This window comes from Kineosphaera limosa NBRC 100340 (assembly GCF_000298215.1).
Lineage (GTDB): Bacteria > Actinomycetota > Actinomycetes > Actinomycetales > Dermatophilaceae > Kineosphaera > Kineosphaera limosa.
Genome location: NZ_BAHD01000016.1, coordinates 1 through 19,713 on the forward strand (window position 1 = coordinate 1; position 19,713 = coordinate 19,713).

15 protein-coding genes are annotated in these 19,713 nt (G+C 71.2%); 12 read left to right on the top strand and 3 right to left on the bottom strand.

The window, feature by feature from the left end:
* On the bottom strand, nucleotides 1-715 hold a 715-nt coding region (locus KILIM_RS05220), incomplete at its 3' end, for a cobalamin biosynthesis protein (protein WP_006591593.1).
* A gap of 287 nt (nucleotides 716-1,002) precedes the next feature.
* Between KILIM_RS05220 and KILIM_RS22090 the strand changes: the two genes are divergently transcribed.
* The 3 genes from KILIM_RS22090 (at nucleotide 1,003) to KILIM_RS05235 (ending at nucleotide 4,747) form a co-directional block, all read left to right on the top strand.
* Entirely contained in the window at nucleotides 1,003-2,802 is a 1,800-nt protein-coding gene (locus KILIM_RS22090; RefSeq protein ID WP_006591594.1) for an HNH endonuclease signature motif containing protein, read from the top strand.
* Between the two features lie 362 nt (nucleotides 2,803-3,164).
* Nucleotides 3,165-3,992 (top strand): bifunctional adenosylcobinamide kinase/adenosylcobinamide-phosphate guanylyltransferase, encoded by an 828-nt coding sequence (locus tag KILIM_RS23120; RefSeq protein ID WP_006591595.1) that lies wholly within the window; start codon nucleotides 3,165-3,167, stop codon nucleotides 3,990-3,992.
* Nucleotides 3,989-4,747: an adenosylcobinamide-GDP ribazoletransferase gene (locus KILIM_RS05235; RefSeq protein WP_006591596.1), complete on the top strand. Its 759-nt coding sequence runs from the start codon at nucleotides 3,989-3,991 to the stop codon at nucleotides 4,745-4,747. Before KILIM_RS23120 ends, KILIM_RS05235 begins: the two co-directional genes overlap by 4 nt.
* Before the next feature lie 32 nt (nucleotides 4,748-4,779).
* Here the strand turns inward: KILIM_RS05235 and gcvT are convergent, their stop codons facing one another.
* On the bottom strand, nucleotides 4,780-5,895 hold the full coding sequence (gcvT, locus tag KILIM_RS05240) for a glycine cleavage system aminomethyltransferase GcvT (RefSeq protein WP_006591597.1): 1,116 nt from the start codon (nucleotides 5,893-5,895) through the stop codon (nucleotides 4,780-4,782).
* A 248-nt stretch (nucleotides 5,896-6,143) separates the two neighbouring features.
* Between gcvT and KILIM_RS05245 the strand changes: the two genes are divergently transcribed.
* The 8 genes from KILIM_RS05245 (at nucleotide 6,144) to KILIM_RS05280 (ending at nucleotide 17,601) form a co-directional block, all read left to right on the top strand.
* Nucleotides 6,144-7,721, top strand: a complete 1,578-nt coding sequence (locus KILIM_RS05245; protein ID WP_006591598.1) for a leucyl aminopeptidase — start codon at nucleotides 6,144-6,146, stop codon at nucleotides 7,719-7,721.
* 8 nt (nucleotides 7,722-7,729) lie between these two features.
* Nucleotides 7,730-9,232: a magnesium transporter gene (gene mgtE / locus KILIM_RS05250; protein ID WP_006591599.1), complete on the top strand. Its 1,503-nt coding sequence runs from the start codon at nucleotides 7,730-7,732 to the stop codon at nucleotides 9,230-9,232.
* 252 nt (nucleotides 9,233-9,484) lie between these two features.
* Nucleotides 9,485-11,557 (top strand): acyltransferase family protein, encoded by a 2,073-nt coding sequence (locus KILIM_RS05255; RefSeq protein ID WP_006591600.1) that lies wholly within the window; start codon nucleotides 9,485-9,487, stop codon nucleotides 11,555-11,557.
* Between the two features lie 125 nt (nucleotides 11,558-11,682).
* The gene (gene lpdA / locus KILIM_RS05260) at nucleotides 11,683-13,131 is read left to right on the top strand and encodes a dihydrolipoyl dehydrogenase (protein ID WP_006591601.1); all 1,449 of its coding nucleotides are present in this window, start codon (nucleotides 11,683-11,685) and stop codon (nucleotides 13,129-13,131) included.
* Between the two features lie 61 nt (nucleotides 13,132-13,192).
* Nucleotides 13,193-14,902, top strand: coding sequence for a 2-oxoglutarate dehydrogenase, E2 component, dihydrolipoamide succinyltransferase (gene sucB / locus KILIM_RS05265; protein ID WP_040562321.1), 1,710 nt, complete (start codon nucleotides 13,193-13,195; stop codon nucleotides 14,900-14,902).
* A gap of 90 nt (nucleotides 14,903-14,992) precedes the next feature.
* A complete protein-coding gene (gene lipB, locus KILIM_RS05270; protein ID WP_006591603.1) occupies nucleotides 14,993-15,676 on the top strand; it encodes a lipoyl(octanoyl) transferase LipB in 684 nt (227 codons plus the stop codon).
* The gene (gene lipA, locus KILIM_RS05275; protein ID WP_006591604.1) at nucleotides 15,673-16,698 is read left to right on the top strand and encodes a lipoyl synthase; all 1,026 of its coding nucleotides are present in this window, start codon (nucleotides 15,673-15,675) and stop codon (nucleotides 16,696-16,698) included. The genes lipB and lipA overlap by 4 nt, the downstream gene beginning before the upstream one ends.
* Before the next feature lie 126 nt (nucleotides 16,699-16,824).
* The gene (locus tag KILIM_RS05280) at nucleotides 16,825-17,601 is read left to right on the top strand and encodes a DUF4191 domain-containing protein (RefSeq protein ID WP_006591605.1); all 777 of its coding nucleotides are present in this window, start codon (nucleotides 16,825-16,827) and stop codon (nucleotides 17,599-17,601) included.
* On the opposite strand, the gene KILIM_RS05285 is transcribed toward KILIM_RS05280, so the two are convergent.
* Nucleotides 17,598-18,059, bottom strand: coding sequence for an RDD family protein (locus KILIM_RS05285; RefSeq protein ID WP_006591606.1), 462 nt, complete (start codon nucleotides 18,057-18,059; stop codon nucleotides 17,598-17,600). The two genes, KILIM_RS05280 and KILIM_RS05285, sit on opposite strands and share 4 nt — an antisense overlap.
* A 204-nt stretch (nucleotides 18,060-18,263) precedes the next feature.
* On the opposite strand from KILIM_RS05285, the gene glnA reads away from it, so the two are divergent.
* A complete protein-coding gene (gene glnA, locus KILIM_RS05290) occupies nucleotides 18,264-19,688 on the top strand; it encodes a type I glutamate--ammonia ligase (protein ID WP_006591607.1) in 1,425 nt (474 codons plus the stop codon).
* The last annotated feature ends 25 nt before the right edge of the window (nucleotides 19,689-19,713 follow it).

A 19,713-nucleotide genomic window follows, 5' to 3' on the forward strand; every position in this document is an offset into this window, starting at 1 on the left:
CGTCGCGCCACCAGGCCCGCCACGCGGCGTGCGGGTGCCCGCCGACCAGCGGCGCGGCCACGACGGTCAGCGCGGCGGTCAACCGGGCCGGTGGCACGTTCAGCAGGTCGTCGAGCCGCGCCGCGGCCCAGCCGAACTGGGCATAACGGCCGGTGCGATAGCCGACCATCGCATCGAGGGTGTTGGCGCAGCGGTAGGCGACGATCCCGGCGGGACCGGCCACGGCGCCCCACAGCAGCGGTCCGGTGACCGCGTCACTGGTGTTCTCGGCGACGGATTCGACGGCCGCGCGGGCGAGGTCGTCGCGATCCAGGTCGCTGGCGTCTCGGCTGCACAGGTGGCCCAGGCGGACGCGGGCCGCGCTCAGATCGTCGGTATCCGCGTCCAGCAGGTCGTGCATGACTTGGGCTTCGTTCGCCAGGCTGCGCCCGCCGAGGGCCACCCAAGTTGCGGCGGCGGTCACGGCGACCCGGCCCAGCGGCCCGAAACTGCCGCGCGCGCGCCGCTCCAGCACGAGCGTGGCGAGCGTCGGCCCGCCGACGGCCACCGCGACGAACCGCGCCCCGGCCGCCTTCTCGTCCTGCCACATCCGCTGGGCCAGCGCGTCGGCCGCCCGACCGTAGAGCGCCACCGGATGGCCCCGTTGTGGATCGCCCCACGCCTCGTCAGCGAGGTAACCGAGCAGCAGGCCGAGGGCGACGGAAGGAGCAGGCACTGCCCCAGTCTGCCCGAGTCCGCGTCGCGGCCAGAGGGGTGCCTCGCAGCCGTTTCAGCCCTGTCGGGATTGGGCTGGATCGCGGCGGTTACGAGCGGTTTCGGGGCGCGGCGGCTGCGCCCGCGCGAGGCAGCGGGCGAACCTTGTCGGTGGTCACGCCTAGGGTCGCATCAAGTCCTCTTCGGAGGGTTGGTCGAGCCCGTGCGCGCGTTGTTCATCAGCGATGTTCTGGGCCATCGGACACTCTCGGACCGTTGCTTACCGAAATCGATCAGGAGTGTTGACCCATGACTATCAGCACTCTTCCAAGGACGACAGAGCGCCTAACTCAGCGCACTGCGCACGTCGTCGGCGTGCTGAACCGGGCTCATGCGCAGCTTGTCGAAATCACCGCCGAACTCATCGAAACGGGCGCCTGGGCCGGCGGCGGGATCCTGTCGCCCACGCATTGGCTCATGCTGCGCGCCGGGCTGTCCCGCGTCCGGGCACTCCAGATCGTCGAACTGGCCAAACGCGCCCACGAGCTGCCCGCCACGATGGCGACGCTGGCCACCGGCGAAATCTCCCTCGAACAAGCCACTCCCATCGCGCGCTACGTGCCGCGGGAATTCGAAGAGTCCGTCGCGGCGCTGGCGTGCCACGCCACCGTCCCCCAAGTCACCCGCGCCGCCTCGCGCACCAAGTTCACTGATCCCTTGACGCCGCCAACGGATCACTCTGACGACGAATCCGACGACCCCCAGCCGATACCGCTGCAGCCCCCGCAGCCCGAGCCCGTCGCGCCGCCGCGCCTCACCATGCACCACCGACTCGGCCGCTTCTACCTGCACTACAACGCCCCCAGCGACGTCGGCGCCCTCATCGAAACCGCCGTCCGCGAGGCCACCGACGCCATCTGGCGACGCCACACCGGCCAACCCGCAGACCCGGCGCCCACCGACGACGACGCGCCGCTGGAACACCCCGCCAGCCCGCACCTTCCTGGCCACCAAGCCGGTGGTGCCGGTGGTGCCGGTGGTGCCGGTGGTATGGCAGGCGTCGAAAGCGCTGGAGGCACGGACCCCGCGGCTCGGACAGGCACCTCGACACCGCAAGCCGTCGACCCGGCGAACTCGACCACTGCGAGCGAGGCGGACGGCGGGGTCGAGGCGCCCGGCGGGGTCGAGGCGCCCGGCGGGGTCGAGGCGCCCGGCGGGGTCGAGGCGCCCGGCGGGGTCGAGGCGGACGGCGGGGTCGACAATTCGGGACCCCCGGGAGAGTCGTCGGGGGCGGCCGCCCATGCGCCGCCACCACCTCCGGCGCCGCCACCACCTCCGTCCGCGCACCCGTCCGGGCGTCCGGCGGGGAGCCCGCTCGTGAGTCCGCCCGTGAGCCCGTGGCTGCGCAAGTATCCGAATTTGGAGTCCCGGCGAGTCGGGGCCAATGTCACCGATACCTGGGATGAGAAGGCAGGCAAACCTCGAGTGAGCCTGGCCGAAGGTTTGGCCGAGCTCACCCAGCGAGCCCTCGGCTCCATCGCTTCGCCCGCCCGGCGCGAGCACTACCGCATCTACATCCACCTCGACACCGACGGGGGCTGGCTCACCGGCCAACCGCGCCTCCCTCGCCACGTCGTCGAGTCCATGACGTGCGACGTTGTCCTGCAACCGGTCTGGGAGACCGACGGCGCCCCGGTCAACGTCGGCCGCTCGCAGCGCACCGTCCCCGCACGCCTGCGGCGCCTCCTGGACGACCGAGACCGCGGCTGCCGATATCCCGGTTGCCCCGCCATCGGGCACACGGACAAACACCACATCATTCACTGGCTCCACGGTGGCCCGACCGACACCTGCAACCTCCTCAGCCTGTGCCCGGGCCACCACGACGCGCACCACCGCGGCGAGTTCACCATCACCGGCAACGCCGACCTGCCCGAAGACCACCCCGACGCGGTCCGTTTCCACCGCACTGCCGACCGCACGCCCATCGCCTACCGGCACCCCCAGCCCACCAGCCCGGCCGCACCTCTGCCCGCCGGCACGCCCTACGTCGGACCCACAGGAGAACGCATGTACGCCCGAAACGTCGAGTTCATCCGCCGCCCCTAACGCACCGCGGGTCTTCTTGCTCGTGAGCCGCCCGCCTCGGCGCGCTCGGCTGTTCCTCATGGGTCTGGCCTGCCCACCCCGCGCTCCTCAGGAGCGCCGGACCTCGCGCAGCCGCCTCCTCCAACGGCTCCGGCCCTGCGGCACTGGGCCCCGCCACTGCGGCCTCCTGCTGACGGCGCAGCGGCGCGGCGCGGTGCATGGGTTTGGGTGCGTCGGCCGGCCGTGCGGCGAGGTCGCGGGGACTCGGGGGTGGGTCAGGCGGAGGGGCGGGGGGCGCGCTGCCCGGTCGGTGCCGCCCCTCGTAGGCTGCCGAGGCAAGAGACGTCGGCGCACAGGCGACCGCAGGGGCAGGGGGTTCTGGCGTGACAGGGGTGCTCGTGCTCGGGGGCGTGCGCAGCGGCAAGAGCGCGTACGCCGAGTCACTGCTGGCCGAACGGGAGCGCGTCACCTACCTGGCGCCCGGCCACGCGCCGAGCGCCGACGACCCCGACTGGCAAGCACGTGTCGACGCCCACCGCGAACGCCGCCCGGCGAGCTGGGTCACCGTCGAGGGTGGCGACGTGCCCGCTGCCGTCGCCACCCTGCAACCCGGGGAGGCGATGCTGCTCGACTGCCTCGGCACGTGGGTGGCGCGGCTCGTCGACGACGCCGACGCCTGGTCGGGGCCCAGTGACGTCGCGCGGCGCTTGATCGACGCGGAGGCCGCCCGGCTGGCCGATGCGCTGGCGGACTGCCTCGGGGATGTCGTCGTCGTCAGCAATGAGGTCGGGCTGGGAGTGGTACCGGCCGCGGCCTCGGGACGACTCTTCCGCGACCTGCTCGGCCACACCAACCGCGTCGTCGCCGACGCCTGCGAGCACGTCGCTCTCGTCGTCGCCGGCCGGGTCTTGGACCTCAGCGGGGCGCCGGATCTGGCGACCGCCCCCACCTTCGGGCTTCGCCGCGATCCGCCCGGGCGGTCCGCACGGTCGGCGGTTTCGGGCAGCTCGGCATTCGGTGGTCGCCCGGCGAATCCGGAAATCGGCGCGATCTCCAGCGACAGCATGATCTCCAGAGGCAGCATGAGCAGTGATCCAGCCGAGTACACCGATCGAGATATCGCCGAGAGCACACCGGCCGGCCACATCGACCTGTGGGAGGACGCCGGGCTCACGGGCTTCGACCTCGACGACGACAAGGCCCCCTCGTGAGGGACGCCCTGTGCCTGGCGTTCGGCACCTTGACGGCGTGGCGCGTGCCGCCGCCCCACACGGTGGACCACCGCACGGCGGGCACCGCCATGCTCCTCGCACCCTTGACGCAGCTGCCGCTGCTCGTGCTCCTGGGAGTCGGGGCGGCGGGATGGCTCGCGGCCGGCGGCCCACTCTTGGTGCTCGCGGTGCTCCTCGTCGGCGCGACCGTGCTGTCGACCCGCGGCATGCACATCGACGGCCTGGCCGATACGGCCGACGGACTCTCCGCCTCCTATGACCCGCAGCGGGCGCTGACGGTGATGAAGTCACCCGACGTCGGGCCCAGCGGGGTGGCCGCCGTCGTTTTGGCCCTCGCGCTGCAGATTGCGGCCCTCTCCACACTCCCGACCACCGGCGCACTCGCCCTGGCGGCGGTCGCGCTCCTGCTGTCGCGTCAGGTGCTAGCGATCGCGTGCCACAGGAGCGTGCCGCCGATCAGCGGCTCGGGCCTCGGCCAGGCCGTCGCCGGCACCGTGAGCAGTCCCCTGGCAGTGGCGTCGGGCGTGCTCATGCTGGCGGTCGCTCTCCTACCGGCCTTGCTCGGGCAGCCGTGGTGGGCCGGCCTCGCGGTGGTGCTGGTCGGCTGGGTGGCCGCGGCCGTGACCCTGCGCCACGCCGTCCGCCGCCTCGGCGGGATCAACGGCGACGTGCTCGGCGCGACCATCGAGATCACCTTCGCCGCCGGCCTCGCCACGGCCGCCCTCGTCGCTTGACCCGGCGCAGCGGGGCAAGCGGCTGAGGCGGCTCAGGCGGATACGTCGGTTTGCACGAAGGGGGGGCGGGTTACTTCGGCCTCCAGCTGACGGCCGCGGACCTCGATGGTCACCGTCGTACCGGGCGGGTTACCGCGGTCGAGCAGGGCGAGGGCGATGCCCTTGCGCAGCGTCGGCGACATCGTGCCGGAGGTGACCACGCCGATTTCCTGCCCGTCGGCATCCAGCACCGTGTTGCCGGCGCGGGGGATACCGCGGCCGGTGACCAGCAGGCCCTGGGACAAGCGGCTCGACTTCTCGGCCCGCTGAGCGGCGAGCACGTCCTTGCCCCAGAAGGCCTCCTTGTCCCAGCCGACGGCCCAGCCGGCCTTGGCCATGTTCGGCGTGATGTCCATGCTCAGCTCGTTGCCGTGCAGCGCGTAGCCCATCTCGGTGCGCAGGGTGTCGCGAGCGCCCAGGCCGCAGGCCAGGCCCTCGAAGGGCTCCATCGCGGCGACCAGTTCGTCCCACACGCCCGCCGTGGCGTCCGCGGGCACGACCAACTCGTACCCCTTCTCCCCCGTGTAGCCGGTGCGGCAGACGATGACGGGCACCCCGTCGCGGTCCACCTGCGCGAACGACATGTACTCCAGGTCCGTCGGCAGCCCGAGGGCCTGCACGACCTCGACCGACTTGGGGCCCTGCACGGCGATGATGCCCCAGTCCCGGTGCTCGTTGGTGACCGTGACGCCCTCGGGGGCGACGGCCTGCATGCGCCGCACGACCTCCCCGGTGTTGGCGGCGTTGGGGATGAGGAAGACGTCGTCGTCGGAGACGAGGTACTGGATGAGGTCGTCGACGACGCCGCCGGTCGCCTCGTCGCAGCACATCGTGTATTGCGCCTGCCCGGTGCTGATCTTGCGCAGGTCGTTGGTGAAGCAAGAGTTGACGAAGTCGGCGGCCCCGGGGCCGGTGACGCGCGCGTTGCCCAGGTGGCTGACGTCGAAGATCCCGACCCGCTCGCGCACCGCCGCGTGCTCGCGCAACACCCCTCCGCCGGCGTACTCGATGGGCATCTGCCACCCGCCGAAGTCGGCCATCTTGGCGCCGAGCGCGACGTGTCGGTCGTGCAGGGGCGAGGTCAGTGCGTCGTTGCTTCCGGAGCTCATGACAGGACCGTAACGCCTGACGCCCCATGACGGCAGCGGGCCGGTCGCGGGCCCTCGACGGCGGACTTCCTCGACCCCTGTCCCAGCTGCTCGCGACCCCCGGCCCGGCTGCTCGCGCCATGCGCGGGTCGCGACCGGGGGTCGGCGGCTATGTTGGCTGTGCGGCCGAACATCCGCGCCGACCACGCCTCGGCCCGACCACCGCGCAGCATCCGGACGATCACACCCATGACGAAAGAGGATTCGCCGTGCCCGACATCGCCCTGTCCCCCCAGCCCGTCTCGCAGGCCCCCGACACGCTCGCCGTGTTCGTCGCCAAGGGCGGCGACGGTCCCGTGCTGCTCGATGCCGACCGACTGCCGCAGGAGGCCCGCGAGCACCTGAGCGATGCCCTGAGCCAGCTGCGCGTTTCCGGCAAGGCCGACGAGGTCGCCCGGTTCACGGGGGTGCCGGGACTCGCGGCGACGCTGGTGCTCTCCGCCGGTGTCGGGCCGCTGCCCAAGGACGAATCGGGCCAGCAGACGAACGGTCAGGACGACGCTGCGGAGGCGGCGCAGGTGCCGTTGGAGGCGCTGCGCCGGGCGGCCGGCGCGGCGGCCCGGGCATGCGGCGGCCGCAAACGGCTTGGCCTGGTCGCCCCCGACGAGCGCCCAGCGGCGTTCGCGGCGATCGCCCAGGGCGCGGCGCTCGGCGCCTACAAGTTCACCGACCACCGCGGCATCAAGGCCGCTGAGGGTCTGGCCAAGGAGGCCCCCGTGCCGGCCATCGACGTGCTCGCCGATCCGGCCGCCGACGAGCGGGAGGAGGCGGAGGCCGAGGTGGCGGCCGCCGCGACCGTCGTGGCGCGCCAGCGGTGGGCGCGCGACCTCGTCAACATGGCGCCCAACGTGCTCTACCCCGAGTCGTTCGCGCTGACGGTCCGCGAGGCTGCGCCGGACTCGGTGACGGTCGAGGAGCTCGACGAGGAGGAGTTGGCCGAGGGCGGCTTCGGCGGGATCGTCGGCGTCGGGCAGGGCTCGGCTCGCCCGCCGCGGCTGGTGACGATCAGCTACTCCCCCGCCGATGCCTCGGAGGAGACCGGCAAGCTCGCGTTCGTCGGCAAGGGCATCACGTTCGACTCCGGCGGCCTGTGCATCAAGCCCGGCAAGAGCATGATCACGATGAAGTGCGACATGGGTGGCGCGGCGGCGGTCGCGGCCGCGGTCTTCGCCATCGCCGACCTGGGGCTGCCGATCGAGGTCACCGGCTACCTGTGCCTGGCCGAGAACATGCCCGGCGACAACGCGCAGCGTCCCGGCGACGTGGTGACGATGCGCGACGGGCAGACCGTCGAGATCATCAACACCGACGCCGAGGGCCGCCTGGTGATGGCCGACGGCATCGCGCTGGCCGCCGAGACGGGGCCGGACGCCATCATCGACGTCGCCACCCTCACCGGCGCGTGCATGGTCGCCCTCGGCACCCGCACGGCCGGAGTCTTCGCCAACGACGACGCCCTGCAGGGCGAGCTGACCAGCGCCGCGACCGCCTCCGGTGAGGCGGTGTGGCCGCTGCCGATCACCTCCGAGATCCGCGCGGGCATGGACTCCCTGGTCGCCGACATCTCCCACATGGGTGCCGACATGGGCGGCGCGATGACCGCCGCCGCGTTCCTGCGCAACTTCGCCGGCACCGACGCCGACGGGCGGCCGATCCCGTGGGGCCACCTCGACATCGCGGGTCCGGCTTACAACGACTCCTCGCCCCACGGCTACACGGTCAAGGGCGGCACCGGTTTCGCAACCCGCACGCTCGTGGAGTTCGCCCGCGCCCGCAGCGAGGACTGAGCCCCATCATGCGTCCCGACGCCGTTGACGACGCCGGGTCCAACGAGCACGACGAGCCAGATCCCGACGACCCGACAGATCCCGACGACCGGGGCGAACCCGACGACCAGCCCGAGACCGACGACCAGCCCGAGACCGAGGATCGGGCCGAGTCGGACGACGACGCCCACACCACGGGGCTGCCCGTCACCGACCCGCCCACCTCCGAACTGTCACCGGGCAAACTCGACGAGTTGCGTACGCAGCTCGCCGACCTCGACGGTCCCGGGCTCGTCCGCGAGATCACCCGGCTGCCGGCGGCCAAGCGGGCGGTCGCCTTCCGGCTGCTGCCCAAGGACCGGGCGCTGGCCGTCTTCGAGGACCTCGACCCCAGCGTCGCCGCGGCCCTGCTGAGCCAGCTACGCTCCGACGTCGGCTCCTCCCTGGTGCACGACCTGGACCCCGACGACCGGGCTCGGCTGTTCGACGAGTTGCCCGCCTCCGTCGTGCGGCGGCTGCTCTCCGGGCTCGACCCGCACGAGGCCCAGATGACCCAGGACCTGCTGGGTTATCCCCCCGAGTCCGCCGGGCGCCGGATGACCCCGGAGGTCGCGTGGGTCCCCTCGGACGCCACCGTCGGGCAGGCCATCAAGCGGCTGCGCAGGCTCGGCAACAAGGTCGAGACCATCTACATGGTCCCGGTGCTCGGACAAGGCCGCCGCCTCGAGGGAGTCGTCTCGTTGCGCGGCCTGTTGACCGCCAAGCGAGACACCCCGCTGATCGACCTGGTCGCCGATCCGATCTCCGCCGACACCCACGAGGACCAGGAGGTCGTGGCCCGCCGGGTGCGCGACCACGGCATGATCGGCCTGCCGGTCGTCGACCACGAGAAGCGGTTGGTCGGCGTCATCACCGTCGACGACGCGATGCGGATTCTGGCCGAGGAGGAGAGCGAGGACGCCGCCCGCGCCGGCGGTACCGAGCCGCTGGGCCGCCCCTACCTGGCGACCCCCGTGTGGCGGATCGTGCGCTCGCGGATCATCTGGCTGCTCGTGCTCATCGCCGCGGCCACCCTGACCGTCAACGTGCTCGACTATTTCGAGGAGACGCTCGAGCAGGTGGTGGCGCTGGCCTTGTTCATCCCCATGCTCATCGGCACCGGCGGCAACACCGGCGCGCAGACCGTCACGACGGTCGTGCGGGCCATGAGTGTCGACGACATCGGGCTGCGCGACCTCCCGCGGGTGCTCGGCAAGGAGCTGAGCACCGGCCTGCTGGTCGGAGCGGGTCTGGCACTGCTGGCCGGCACGCTCGCCGGCGTCATCGTCGACGCCCGCGTCGGGCTCGTCCTGGGTGTCTCGCTCGTCGCCGTGTGTGTGCTGGCGACCGGCGCCGGTGCCCTGATCCCCATGCTCGCCAAGCGCGCCGGCGTCGACCCGGCCGTTGTCAGTGCCCCGTTCATCACGACCCTTGTCGACGCCTCCGGCCTGATCATCTACTTCCTCGTCGCCCGCGCCATCCTCGGCCTCTGAGCCGGTGAGTGCTCCCCCCACTGTTGCGCTCCCTGCCGACGGTTGTGGTCGCGACCGCAACCGTCGGCAGGGAAGGGGACCGTCGGCGTGCGGGTGCGAGTCGGCGGGCGGGTCCGGGACGGCGGCGCCGTTGAGTTCAGTTGCGGTGCAGCGGCGCCGATAGGGAGGTCGGCTCCCGAGCCTGGGGTGCGGGCAGCCGTGCCCCCTTCGCCGCCTGCGCGGCGCGCGCCGAGACGAGTGGAGAGCCCGCCCGTGAGCCAGACGCTGGACGCCGCACCGCCGACCGGTGCGGCGCGCGGACGCGGTCAGCGTGCTCGTCGGCTGCACGCCCTCGACGGGCTGCGCACGATCGCCGTCGTTCTCGTGCTGCTCTACCACCTGCAGGTGCCCGGCTTCGCCGGCGGCTTCCTCGGCGTCGACGTCTTCTTCGTGCTCTCGGGCTTTCTCATCACCTCGCTGCTGCTCAAGGAGATCAGCGCCCGCGGCCGTGCCGACCTGGCGAACTTCTGGATGCGCCGGGTGCTGCGGCTGCTGCCGGCGGCCCTACTGGTGATCCTCACGGTGCTGCTCTGGGCCCTGTTCCTCGCGCCGCCCACCCAGCGCGGCTCCATCGGCCTGGACGCCCTGTGGTCCCTGCTCTACGTGGCCAACTGGCGGTTCATCGCCACCTCCAGCTACTTCGGCTCGGACGGCACTCTCTCTCCGCTGCAACACCTGTGGACGCTCGCCGTCGAGGAGCAGTTCTACGTGCTGTGGCCGCTGCTGCTCGTCGGCATCGGCACCCTGGCGGTCGCCCGCTTCCGCGCCCCGGAGACCGAGTTGCAAGACTCCGCGGATCGCGCCGAACGCACGGCCGCACGGCGCAAGGCGATGTCGATGCTGACGTTCGCGCTGGCCGGCGCGCTCGTCCTCGGCTCGGTCGCGCTGCTGGCCTGGCGATTCGACCCGGAGGCGGCCGAGCGGGCCTACATGGGCACCGACAGCCGAGCCTTCGAGCCACTCATCGGCGGCGCGGCCGCGGCCCTCATGCTGCGGCCCCGACTGCGTGCCTGGGTCGCCGCACGCTCCCAGCAGCTCATGGTGCTCGGGCTCGTCGGCATCGCGCTGGCCGTGCCGCTGCTCGGCGCGGCGCACGGACCGGTCGCCGCCTACTACCACGGCGGCGCGGCGCTCTTCGCGCTCTCCTGCGCGGTGCTCGTGGCCGCGACGAGCCTGGCCGACCGGCGCCACGGCCTGACCCTCCTGCTCGGCTCGACCCCGGTGGCCTACCTGGGCCGCATCTCCTACGGCGTCTACCTGTGGCACTGGCCGCTCATCGTCTGGTTCATCGGCGACCGCGGATTCGAACCCGTCCGGGCCGTGGCCGTCGCGGGCCTGACAATCGCCGTCGCCGCCGCCTCCTACCACCTCGTCGAGCGCCCCATCCGCACCGGTCACGTGCGGCTCACGCCGCGCCGGGTCTTTCTGCAGGCCGGCGTCGCCGTAGGTCTGGCCGTCGCACTCACCAGTCAGCTCGGCGGTTCCCCGCTGAACCGGTTCGTGCCGGCGGTCGCCGCCAACCTCGAGCCCACCCCCACGGCCGGCTCGGTCGTACTAGTCGGCGACAGCGTCATGAGCCGTCTCTCCCCCGAGATCGCCACCGTCGGACTGCAGCGGGGCATGACCGTCGTCAATGCTGCCCGCGGCGGCTGCTCGGCGCTGTCGGTGGTCGTGCTCTCCGGCCGCGACGTGGCCAACGAGGCGTGCGCGCGCGACATCGGCACCGTGCAGACCGACGCGATCACCAACGCCCGCCCCAGCACCGTCATCTGGTGGTCCCGCTACGAACTGGCGGACCGACTCGATGCGGGCGGCAACCGGCTGGTGGCCAACACCCCCGCGTTCTGGGCCGCTCAGGACGCCGACCTGGCCCGCACCGTCGACCGCCTGACTGCCGGCGGGGCGCACCTCGTCGTGGTGCTCGTCGACCGCGTCGGCACCGGAATGGACTCGCGCTGCACCCCGCAGGAGTGCGATCCGTTATTGCGGCGGCTGCGCGACGACGCCGCACTGCGCCAGGCCTGGAACGACCGGATGCACGCGCTGGCGGCCACCGACCCGCGGGTCTCGGTCATCACGATGGACGACGTGTACTGCCGCGACGACGCCAGCCCGTGCGACGACCGGCTGCCCGTCGGCGCACCCGCCACCGCGGACGGCGGCGTCGCCCGCCCGGACGGCTCGCACTTCTCCCCCGCCGCCATGCCCGCTGTGGCCGCCGCCCTGCTGGACCGCGCCGCGGCCGCGACCGCACACTCCCGCGGACGCACTGCCGCCGGATCCTGATCCCGGGGTAGTCGCGGCTGCCCCTACACGCAGGCCATCGGCGATGACAGGATGGGTGCCGACCGCGCGGTCCGGCCCACAAGGCCATCGGCGACCGCACACCGACACGCAAAGGAGCGTTGCCGATGACCGCTGCGCCTGCCCCCACTTCGTCCGAATCCTCGAGCGCCTCAGGCGGACCGACTCAGGACTCCTTCGACCTCGTCATCCTCGGCGGCGGCAGCGGCGGCTACGCGTGCGCGCTCCGAGCGGCGCAACTGGGCATGAGCGTCGCCCTCGTCGAGCAGGACAAGCTCGGTGGCACCTGCCTGCACCGCGGCTGCATCCCCACCAAGGCGCTACTGCACGCGGCCGAGGTCGCCGACAACGCGCGCGAGGGCGGGGTCTTCGGGGTGCGCAGCACCTTCGACGGTATCGACATGCCGGGCGTGCACTCCTACAAGGACGGTGTGGTCAGCCGGCTCCACAAGGGTCTGCAGGGGCTGGTCAAGGCCGCCCGAGTCACCTATGTCACCGGTCGCGGCCGGCTGGCCTCGCCCAAGACCGTGGAGGTGGCGACCGAGTCGGGCACCCGCACGCTGACCGGCAAGGACATCGTGCTGGCCACCGGCTCGCGCAGTCGACTGTTGCCCGGCATCACCCTCGGACCCCGCGTCATGACCAGCGACGAGGCGCTCGTGATGGAGACGGTGCCGGAGCGGGTCATCGTGCTGGGCGGCGGCGTCATCGGCGTCGAGTTCGCCTCCGTGTTCGCCTCCTTCGGGGCGCAGGTGAGCATCGTCGAGGCGCTGGACCGGCTGGTGCCCGCCGAAGACGAGGCGGTCAGCGCCACCCTGCAGCGGGCCTTCCGCAAGCGCGGCATCAAGGCCCTGCTCGGGCAGCGCTTCGCCGGGGTCCGCGAGAGCGACGACGGCGTCGTCGTGAGCCTGGAGGACGGTCAAGAACTGGAGGCCGACCTGCTGCTGGTCGCGGTCGGCCGCGGCCCGGTCACCCAAGACCTGGGGTACGCGGAGGCGGGCGTGACCCTCGAACGCGACTTCGTCATCACCGACGAGCGCCTCAACACCTCCGTGCCGGGTGTGCGCGCCGTCGGCGACATCGTCCCCGGCCTGCAGCTGGCGCACCGCGGCTTCGCGCACGGCATCTTCGTCGCCGAGGACATCGCCGGCCTGGAGCCGGTGCCGGTCGACGACACCCTCATCCCCAAGGTCACCTACTGCGATCCCGAGATCGCCTCCGTCGGGCTCACCGAGGCGGCCGCCCGCGAACGCTACGGCGATGTGACAACGTTCGAGTACAACCTCGGTGGCAACGGCAAGAGTCAGATCCTGCGCACGGCCGGCTTCGTCAAGCTCGTGCGCCGAGGCGGTGCGGACGAGCGTGGCCCGGTCGTCGGCGTCCACATGATCGGGGCCCGGATGGGTGAGCAGGTGGGCGAGGCTCAGCTGATCGTCTCCTGGGATGCCCTGCCCGACGAGGTCGCGGCCCTGCTGCACGCCCACCCCACCCAGAACGAGTCCCTCGGCGAGGCCCACCTCGCGCTCGCTGGGAAACCCCTGCACTCCCACCCCTGAACAATCCCGACGCTGGTCCTAGACTCGAGCGCAACCCACGACAGATGAGGAGACCTCCCACATGTCAGAACGCGTGACCATGCCGGCTCTTGGAGAGTCGGTGACCGAAGGAACAGTCACCCGCTGGCTGAAGAGCGTCGGCGAGGAGGTCGCTGCCGACGAGCCGCTGCTGGAAGTCTCGACCGACAAGGTCGACACCGAGGTGCCCTCCCCGGTGGCTGGCACGCTGCAGAAGATCCTCGTCGACGAGGACGAGACGGCGGAGGTCGGCGCCGACCTGTGCATCATCGGTGACGGCCCCGCCGACGACGACGATGACTCCGGCGACGACTCGGCCAAGGACGAGGAGCCGCAGGAAGAGGCATCGGCCGACGATTCCAGCGACGAGCCGCAGGAGAAGCCGAAGAAGTCTTCCGGCGGCGGTGGCGTCTCCGGTGGCGAGAAGGTGCAGATGCCGGCGCTGGGCGAGTCGGTCACCGAAGGCACGGTGACCCGCTGGCTCAAGGAGGAGGGCGACGACGTCGAGGTCGACGAGCCCCTCCTGGAGGTCTCCACCGACAAGGTCGACACCGAGGTCCCCTCCCCGGTGGCGGGCAAGCTGACCAAGATCCTCGTGGCCGAAGACGAAACCGCGGAGGTCGGCGCCGACCTGTGCATCATCGGCGGCGAAGCATCCGACGACGGCGACGACGACGAGCCGGAGGCAGAGTCGACGCCGGAGCCGAAGAAGGAAGAGCCGAAGCCAGCGGCCAAGGAGCAGCCGGCCAAGGACGACTCCGCCAAGGACGACTCGGGCAAGGACGACGCGTCGGCCTACGTCACCCCGCTGGTGCGCAAGCTCGCGGCGGACCACGGCGTCGACCTGGGCAGCCTCAAGGGCACCGGCGTCGGCGGGCGCATCCGCAAGCAGGATGTGCTCGACGCCGCCAAGGCCAAGGAGGAGCCGGAGCCGGAGCAGCAGGCCGCGCCCGCGCCGTCCGACTCGGCCCCCGCTCCGGTGGCGGCCGCCCCGGCCCCCAGCGGTGGCCCGGCCAAGGCCACGAAGGTGCCCGAGCCGGACACCACCAAGCGCGGCACCACCGAGAAGCTGTCGCGACTGCGCAAGATCGTCGCCCAGCGCATGGTCGAGTCGCTGCAGACGTCGGCGCAGCTCACCGCGGTCGTCGAGGTCGACATGTCTCGGGTGGCGGCCCTGCGGGCGCGCAACAAGAACGAGTTCAAGGCGCGCGAGGGCGCCAACCTCTCGTTCCTGCCGTTCATCTGCCTGGCCACGGTCGAGGCGCTCAAGGCCTTCCCGGCCTTGAACTCCAGCATCGACGGGGAGTCGGTGGTCTACCACGGCGCCGAGCACCTGGCGATCGCCGTCGACACGCCGCGCGGCCTTGTCGTGCCGGTCATCAAGGACGCCGGTGACCTCAACATCGCCGGGCTGGCCCGCAAGATCGCCGACGTCGCGGCGCGCACGCGCAGCAACAAGATCGGTCCCGACGAGCTGTCCGGTGGCACGTTCACCATCAGCAACATCGGGTCGGCGGGAACGGTCTCCGACACCCCGATCATCAACCAGCCGCAGGTCGGCATTCTGGGCACTGGCACGATCGTCAAGCGGCCCGTCGTCGTCACCGACGCCGACGGCAACGAGGCGATCGGCATCCGCTCGATGATGAACCTGTGCCTGACCTACGACCACCGCATCGTCGACGGTGCGGACGCCGGTCGCTTCCTGTCGGCGCTCAAGAGCCGCCTCGAGGAGGGCGCCTTCGAGCTCTGAGCCGCCCGGCGGCCGGCACGAACAGCAGTGGGGCGAGGCCCGCGCGTAACCCGCGCGGGCCTCGCCGCGTTGTTGCGTAAGGTGTGCTCCATGCGCTTCGAGCACCTCGGCTTCGCCCCGGACTATGTCGACTACCTGGCCGCCTGGGAGCACCAGCGGGCCGTGCACGCCGCGGTCGTCTCCGGCGACCTGCCCGACACGGTGCTGTTGCTCGAACACGCCGCCGTCTACACCGCCGGTAAACGCACCGAGCCGCACGAGCGGCCCTTCGACGGCACCCCGGTGATCGACGTCGACCGCGGCGGCAAAATCACCTGGCACGGCCCGGGTCAGCTGGTCGGCTACCCGATCGTGCACCTGCCCTCACCCGTCGACGTCGTCGCCCACGTACGTCGGCTCGAGGACATGATGATCGGGGTGTGCGCCGACCTGGGTGTCACCGCCGACCGCGTCGAGGGGCGTTCGGGGGTGTGGATCGCCGCGGACGAGCGCGGACCGGCGCGCAAGGTGGGCGCGATCGGCATCCGGGTCAGCCAGGACGTGACGATGCACGGCTTCGCGTTGAACGCCGACTGCGACCTGTCGTGGGGGCAGGTCATCGTTCCCTGCGGCATCAGCGACGCGGGGGTGACGAGCCTGTCGCTGGAGCTGGGTCGCCCGGTGACGGTCGAGCAGATCCTGCCCCTGGCCCAAGCCCACCTGGAGCGCACCCTCGACCCCATGGCGCGTAGGCTGGGGGATCGCCACCGAACCACTCAGGGAGTAGCCCCGTGACCGTCGCACCCGAGGGACGCCGCCTGCTGCGCGTCGAGGCGCGCAATGCGCAGACGCCGATCGAGCGCAAGCCCGCGTGGATCCGCACGACGGCCAAGATGGGCCCGGAGTATTCCCAACTGCACGGCATGGTGCGCTCCGAGGGGCTGCACACGGTCTGTCAGGAGGCAGGCTGCCCGAACATCTTCGAGTGTTGGGAAGACCGGGAGGCGACCTTCCTCATCGGTGGTGACGTGTGCACCCGCCGTTGCGACTTCTGCGATATCGCCACCGGTCGGCCCACGGAGCTCGACCTCGACGAGCCGCGGCGCGTCGCCGAGTCCATCGCGAAGATGGAGCTGCGGTACGCGACGGTGACCGGTGTGGCCCGCGACGACCAGCCCGACGGCGCCGCCGGCCTGTACGCCGAGACCATCCGGGCGATCCACGCGCTCAACCCCAACACCGGCGTCGAGATTCTGCCGCCGGACTTCGGGGCCCAGCCCGAACTCGTCGGTCAGGTCTTCGACGCCCGCCCAGAGGTCTTCGCGCACAACCTCGAGACGGTGCCGCGCATCTTCCGCCGCATCCGCCCCGCGTTCACCTACGAGAAGTCGCTGAAGGTGCTCTCGATGGCCAAGGCCGAGGGCCTGGTCACCAAGTCCAACCTCATCCTCGGCATGGGCGAGCAGGAGGAGGAGATCGCCGCCGCGATCGTCGACCTGCACGAGGCCGGCTGCGACATCCTGACGATCACGCAGTACCTGCGGCCCTCCAAGCTGCACCACCCCATCGACCGGTGGGTCAAGCCGGAGGAGTTCGTGCACTGGTCGGAGTTCGCCTACGAAACCGGGTTCCTCGGCGTCATGGCCGGCCCGCTGGTGCGCTCCTCCTACCGCGCGGGGCGGCTGTGGGCACAGGCGATGAAGCGCGCGGGACGTACGATTCCCGAACACCTGGCGCACCTGGCGGCCAATGCCGACCTCCCGGCGCGGCAGGAGGCCGCCACCCTTGTCGAACGCGAACGTCCGGCTGCCTCCTAGACGGCGGCGGGCCCGGCACGGCACCATCACAGCGTCGAGTTAGTTACTCCAGCAGGTAGTTCCAACCCCAGCCCGTTTCGCCCGCAGCGCAGGCGGTGCCGGCGCAGAGAGAGAAGTCCCCAGGTCATGGCTAGGTTCGGATTCGGTCGACGCGGATCGGGTGGTGCCGCGAGCGCACCCAAGGAGAAGAAGCAGCGCTTCAAATTCTTCCGCCAGGTCAAGCAGATCTACGGTCTGGCCAAGCGCGACGACCCGCGCATCGGGCTGTGGCTGGCGCTCATCGTGCTCGCGGTGCTCGTGGTGGCCTTCCTCATCGGGCTCGCGCTGGGGCACCCCTACTACGCGCTGTTCGTGGCGCTGCCGCTGGCGCTTCTGCCCGCGATGATCCTGCTCTCGCGGCGCGCCGAGCGCGCGGCCTACGGCTCCCTCGACGGGCAGCCGGGCGCGGGCGGCGCGGCGCTGTCGGCCTTGAAGCGGGGGTGGAGTTACCAGCAGGAGCCGGTCGCGATGGACGGCAAGCCGGCGAGCATGACCAACTTCTCGGGCGCCGCGATGGTGTATCGGGCGGTGGGCCGCCCCGGCGTCGTGCTCATCGCGGAGGGGCCCACCGGCCGCGCGAACAAGCTGCTGGCCACCGAGGAGCGCCGCACCAACCAGCTGACGCCCAATGTGCCGGTCACCAAGTTTCGGCTGGGTACGGGGGCCAGCGGCAGCGGCGAGACGGTGGTGCGCAGCCAGGAGCTCATCAAGCGCATGCGCAAGATGAAGAAGGTGCTGACCAAACAGGAGGTCGCGCAGGTCGACAAGCGGTTGCGTTCGATGAGCCGCCAGCGTCGCCCGCCGGTGCCGCAGGGCATCGACCCGCAGCGGATGCGTTCGATGGGCCGGGGCCAACGCCGCTAGCGGCTGCGCACGATGACGGTGCCGGCGAGGCGGTCGTGTAGGCCGCGGCCGTCGCCGCCCACGATGAGCGGCGGGATGCCCAGGCACAGCAGGGCCGAGCGGATGAGGCCGCGCCCGAAGCCCGCGTAGCCGCGCGGGCACCGATCGACGCGCAGCCCCATGAGCCGGTGCCCGATGGTGTAACCGCCGGTCCCGACCATGAAGACGTTCATGATGAAGACGACGAGCAGCGGCTTGAACGTGCCGAGGCCGCCCTCTCCCTGCACGTAGCCCAGCAGCGCCATCGCGATGAGTTGAGCGAGGATGCCGTCGATGAACAGCGCCACCACGCGGCGACCGAAGGGCGCTAACGAGCCCGGCCCCTCCTGCGGCAGCCCGAGCCGTCGCCCCGGGTAGGCGTCCTCCCTGGAGCGGGGTGGGCCTTGCAGCCACGACCCGATGGCCTCGCGATCGATCACCCGCGACAGCCTACGCAAGGACCGCCGTGGCCACGACATCCTGCCGGTCGCGTACCGACACGCGGCAGCCAGGCAGGGGGCAGCCGCCGCGTAACACGCGGGAAACACTAGGGTCACGGTGGAGAAACTGCGTCGATCTAGCGTCGACCACGACGTAATCCCCCGGCTGCGCCCTGCGCGCCGGCCCAGACAGGAGGCACTGAGTTGTTCAGTAAGCCAGAGGAAGTTCTCGAGTTCATCAAGAACGAGGACGTCCAGTTCGTCGACATCCGCTTCTGTGACCTGCCCGGTGTGATGCAGCACTTCAACGTGCCGGCCAAGTCCGTGGACCTCGACTTCTTCACCGAGGGACAGGCCTTCGACGGCTCCTCGATCCGCGGCTTCCAGGCCATCCACGAGTCGGACATGAAGCTCATCCCCGACGTCACGACGGCCTACCTCGACCCGTTCCGCGCCGAGAAGACCCTCATCGTCAACTTCTCGATCGTCGACCCGTTCACCGACGAGCCCTACAGCCGCGACCCGCGCAATATCGCGGCCAAGGCCGAGGCGTACCTGAAGTCGACGGGCATCGCCGACACGGCGTTCTTCGGCGCGGAGGCGGAGTTCTACGTCTTCGACGACATCCGCTTCGAGACCAACTCGCACAGCAGCTTCTACTACATCGACTCCATCGAGGCGGCCTGGAACACCGGGCGCGTCGAGGAGGGCGGCAACAAGGGGTACAAGACCCGCTACAAGGGCGGCTACTTCCCGGTCCCGCCGGTCGACCACTTCGCCGACCTGCGCGACCGCATCTGCCTGATGATGGACGAGGTCGGTCTCGTCGTGGAGCGCAGCCACCACGAGGTGGGCACCGCGGGGCAGCAGGAGATCAACTACCGCTTCAACACGCTGCTGCAGTCCGGCGACGACATGATGAAGTTCAAGTACGTCGTCAAGAACGTCGCCTGGGCGGCGGACAAGTCGGCGACGTTCATGCCGAAGCCGCTCTTCGGCGACAACGGTTCGGGGATGCACACGCACCAGTCGCTGTGGAAGGACGGCGAGCCGCTCTTCTACGACGAGCAGGGCTACGGCGGCCTGTCCGATCTGGCGCGCTGGTACATCGGTGGGCTGCTCAAGCACGCCCCGTCGCTGCTGGCGTTCACCAACCCGACCGTCAACTCCTACCACCGGCTCGTGCCGGGCTACGAGGCTCCGGTCAACCTGGTGTACTCGGCGCGTAACCGGTCGGCGTGCGTGCGCATCCCGCTGGCCGGCACTTCACCGAAGGCCAAGCGCATCGAGTTCCGCATCCCGGACCCGTCGGCGAACCCCTACCTGTCCTTCGCGGCCCAGCTCATGGCGGGCCTGGACGGCATCCGCAACCGGATCGAGCCGCCGGAGCCGATCGACAAGGACCTCTACGAGCTGCCCCCGGAGGAGCACGCCGAGATCGAGCAGGTGCCCGGCACGCTCTCGGAGGTGCTCGACGCGCTCGAGGCCGACCACGAGTACCTGCTCGAGGGCGACGTCTTCACCTTGGACCTCATCGAGACGTGGATCGACTGGAAGCGCAAGAACGAGGTCGACCCGATCCGCTTCCGCCCGCACCCCCACGAGTTCGAGATGTACTACGACCTCTGACGAAGATGCAGCGGAGGGTGAGAGC

Coding starts and splice junctions, on each gene's coding strand:
- lpdA (WP_006591601.1), top strand. CDS start 11,683: ATGACCGCTGCGCCTGCCCCCACTTCGTCCGAATCCTCGAGCGCCTCA.
- gcvT (WP_006591597.1), bottom strand. CDS start 5,895: ATGAGCTCCGGAAGCAACGACGCACTGACCTCGCCCCTGCACGACCGA.
- KILIM_RS05280 (WP_006591605.1), top strand. CDS start 16,825: ATGGCTAGGTTCGGATTCGGTCGACGCGGATCGGGTGGTGCCGCGAGC.
- mgtE (WP_006591599.1), top strand. CDS start 7,730: ATGCGTCCCGACGCCGTTGACGACGCCGGGTCCAACGAGCACGACGAG.
- KILIM_RS22090 (WP_006591594.1), top strand. CDS start 1,003: ATGACTATCAGCACTCTTCCAAGGACGACAGAGCGCCTAACTCAGCGC.
- sucB (WP_040562321.1), top strand. CDS start 13,193: ATGTCAGAACGCGTGACCATGCCGGCTCTTGGAGAGTCGGTGACCGAA.
- lipB (WP_006591603.1), top strand. CDS start 14,993: ATGCGCTTCGAGCACCTCGGCTTCGCCCCGGACTATGTCGACTACCTG.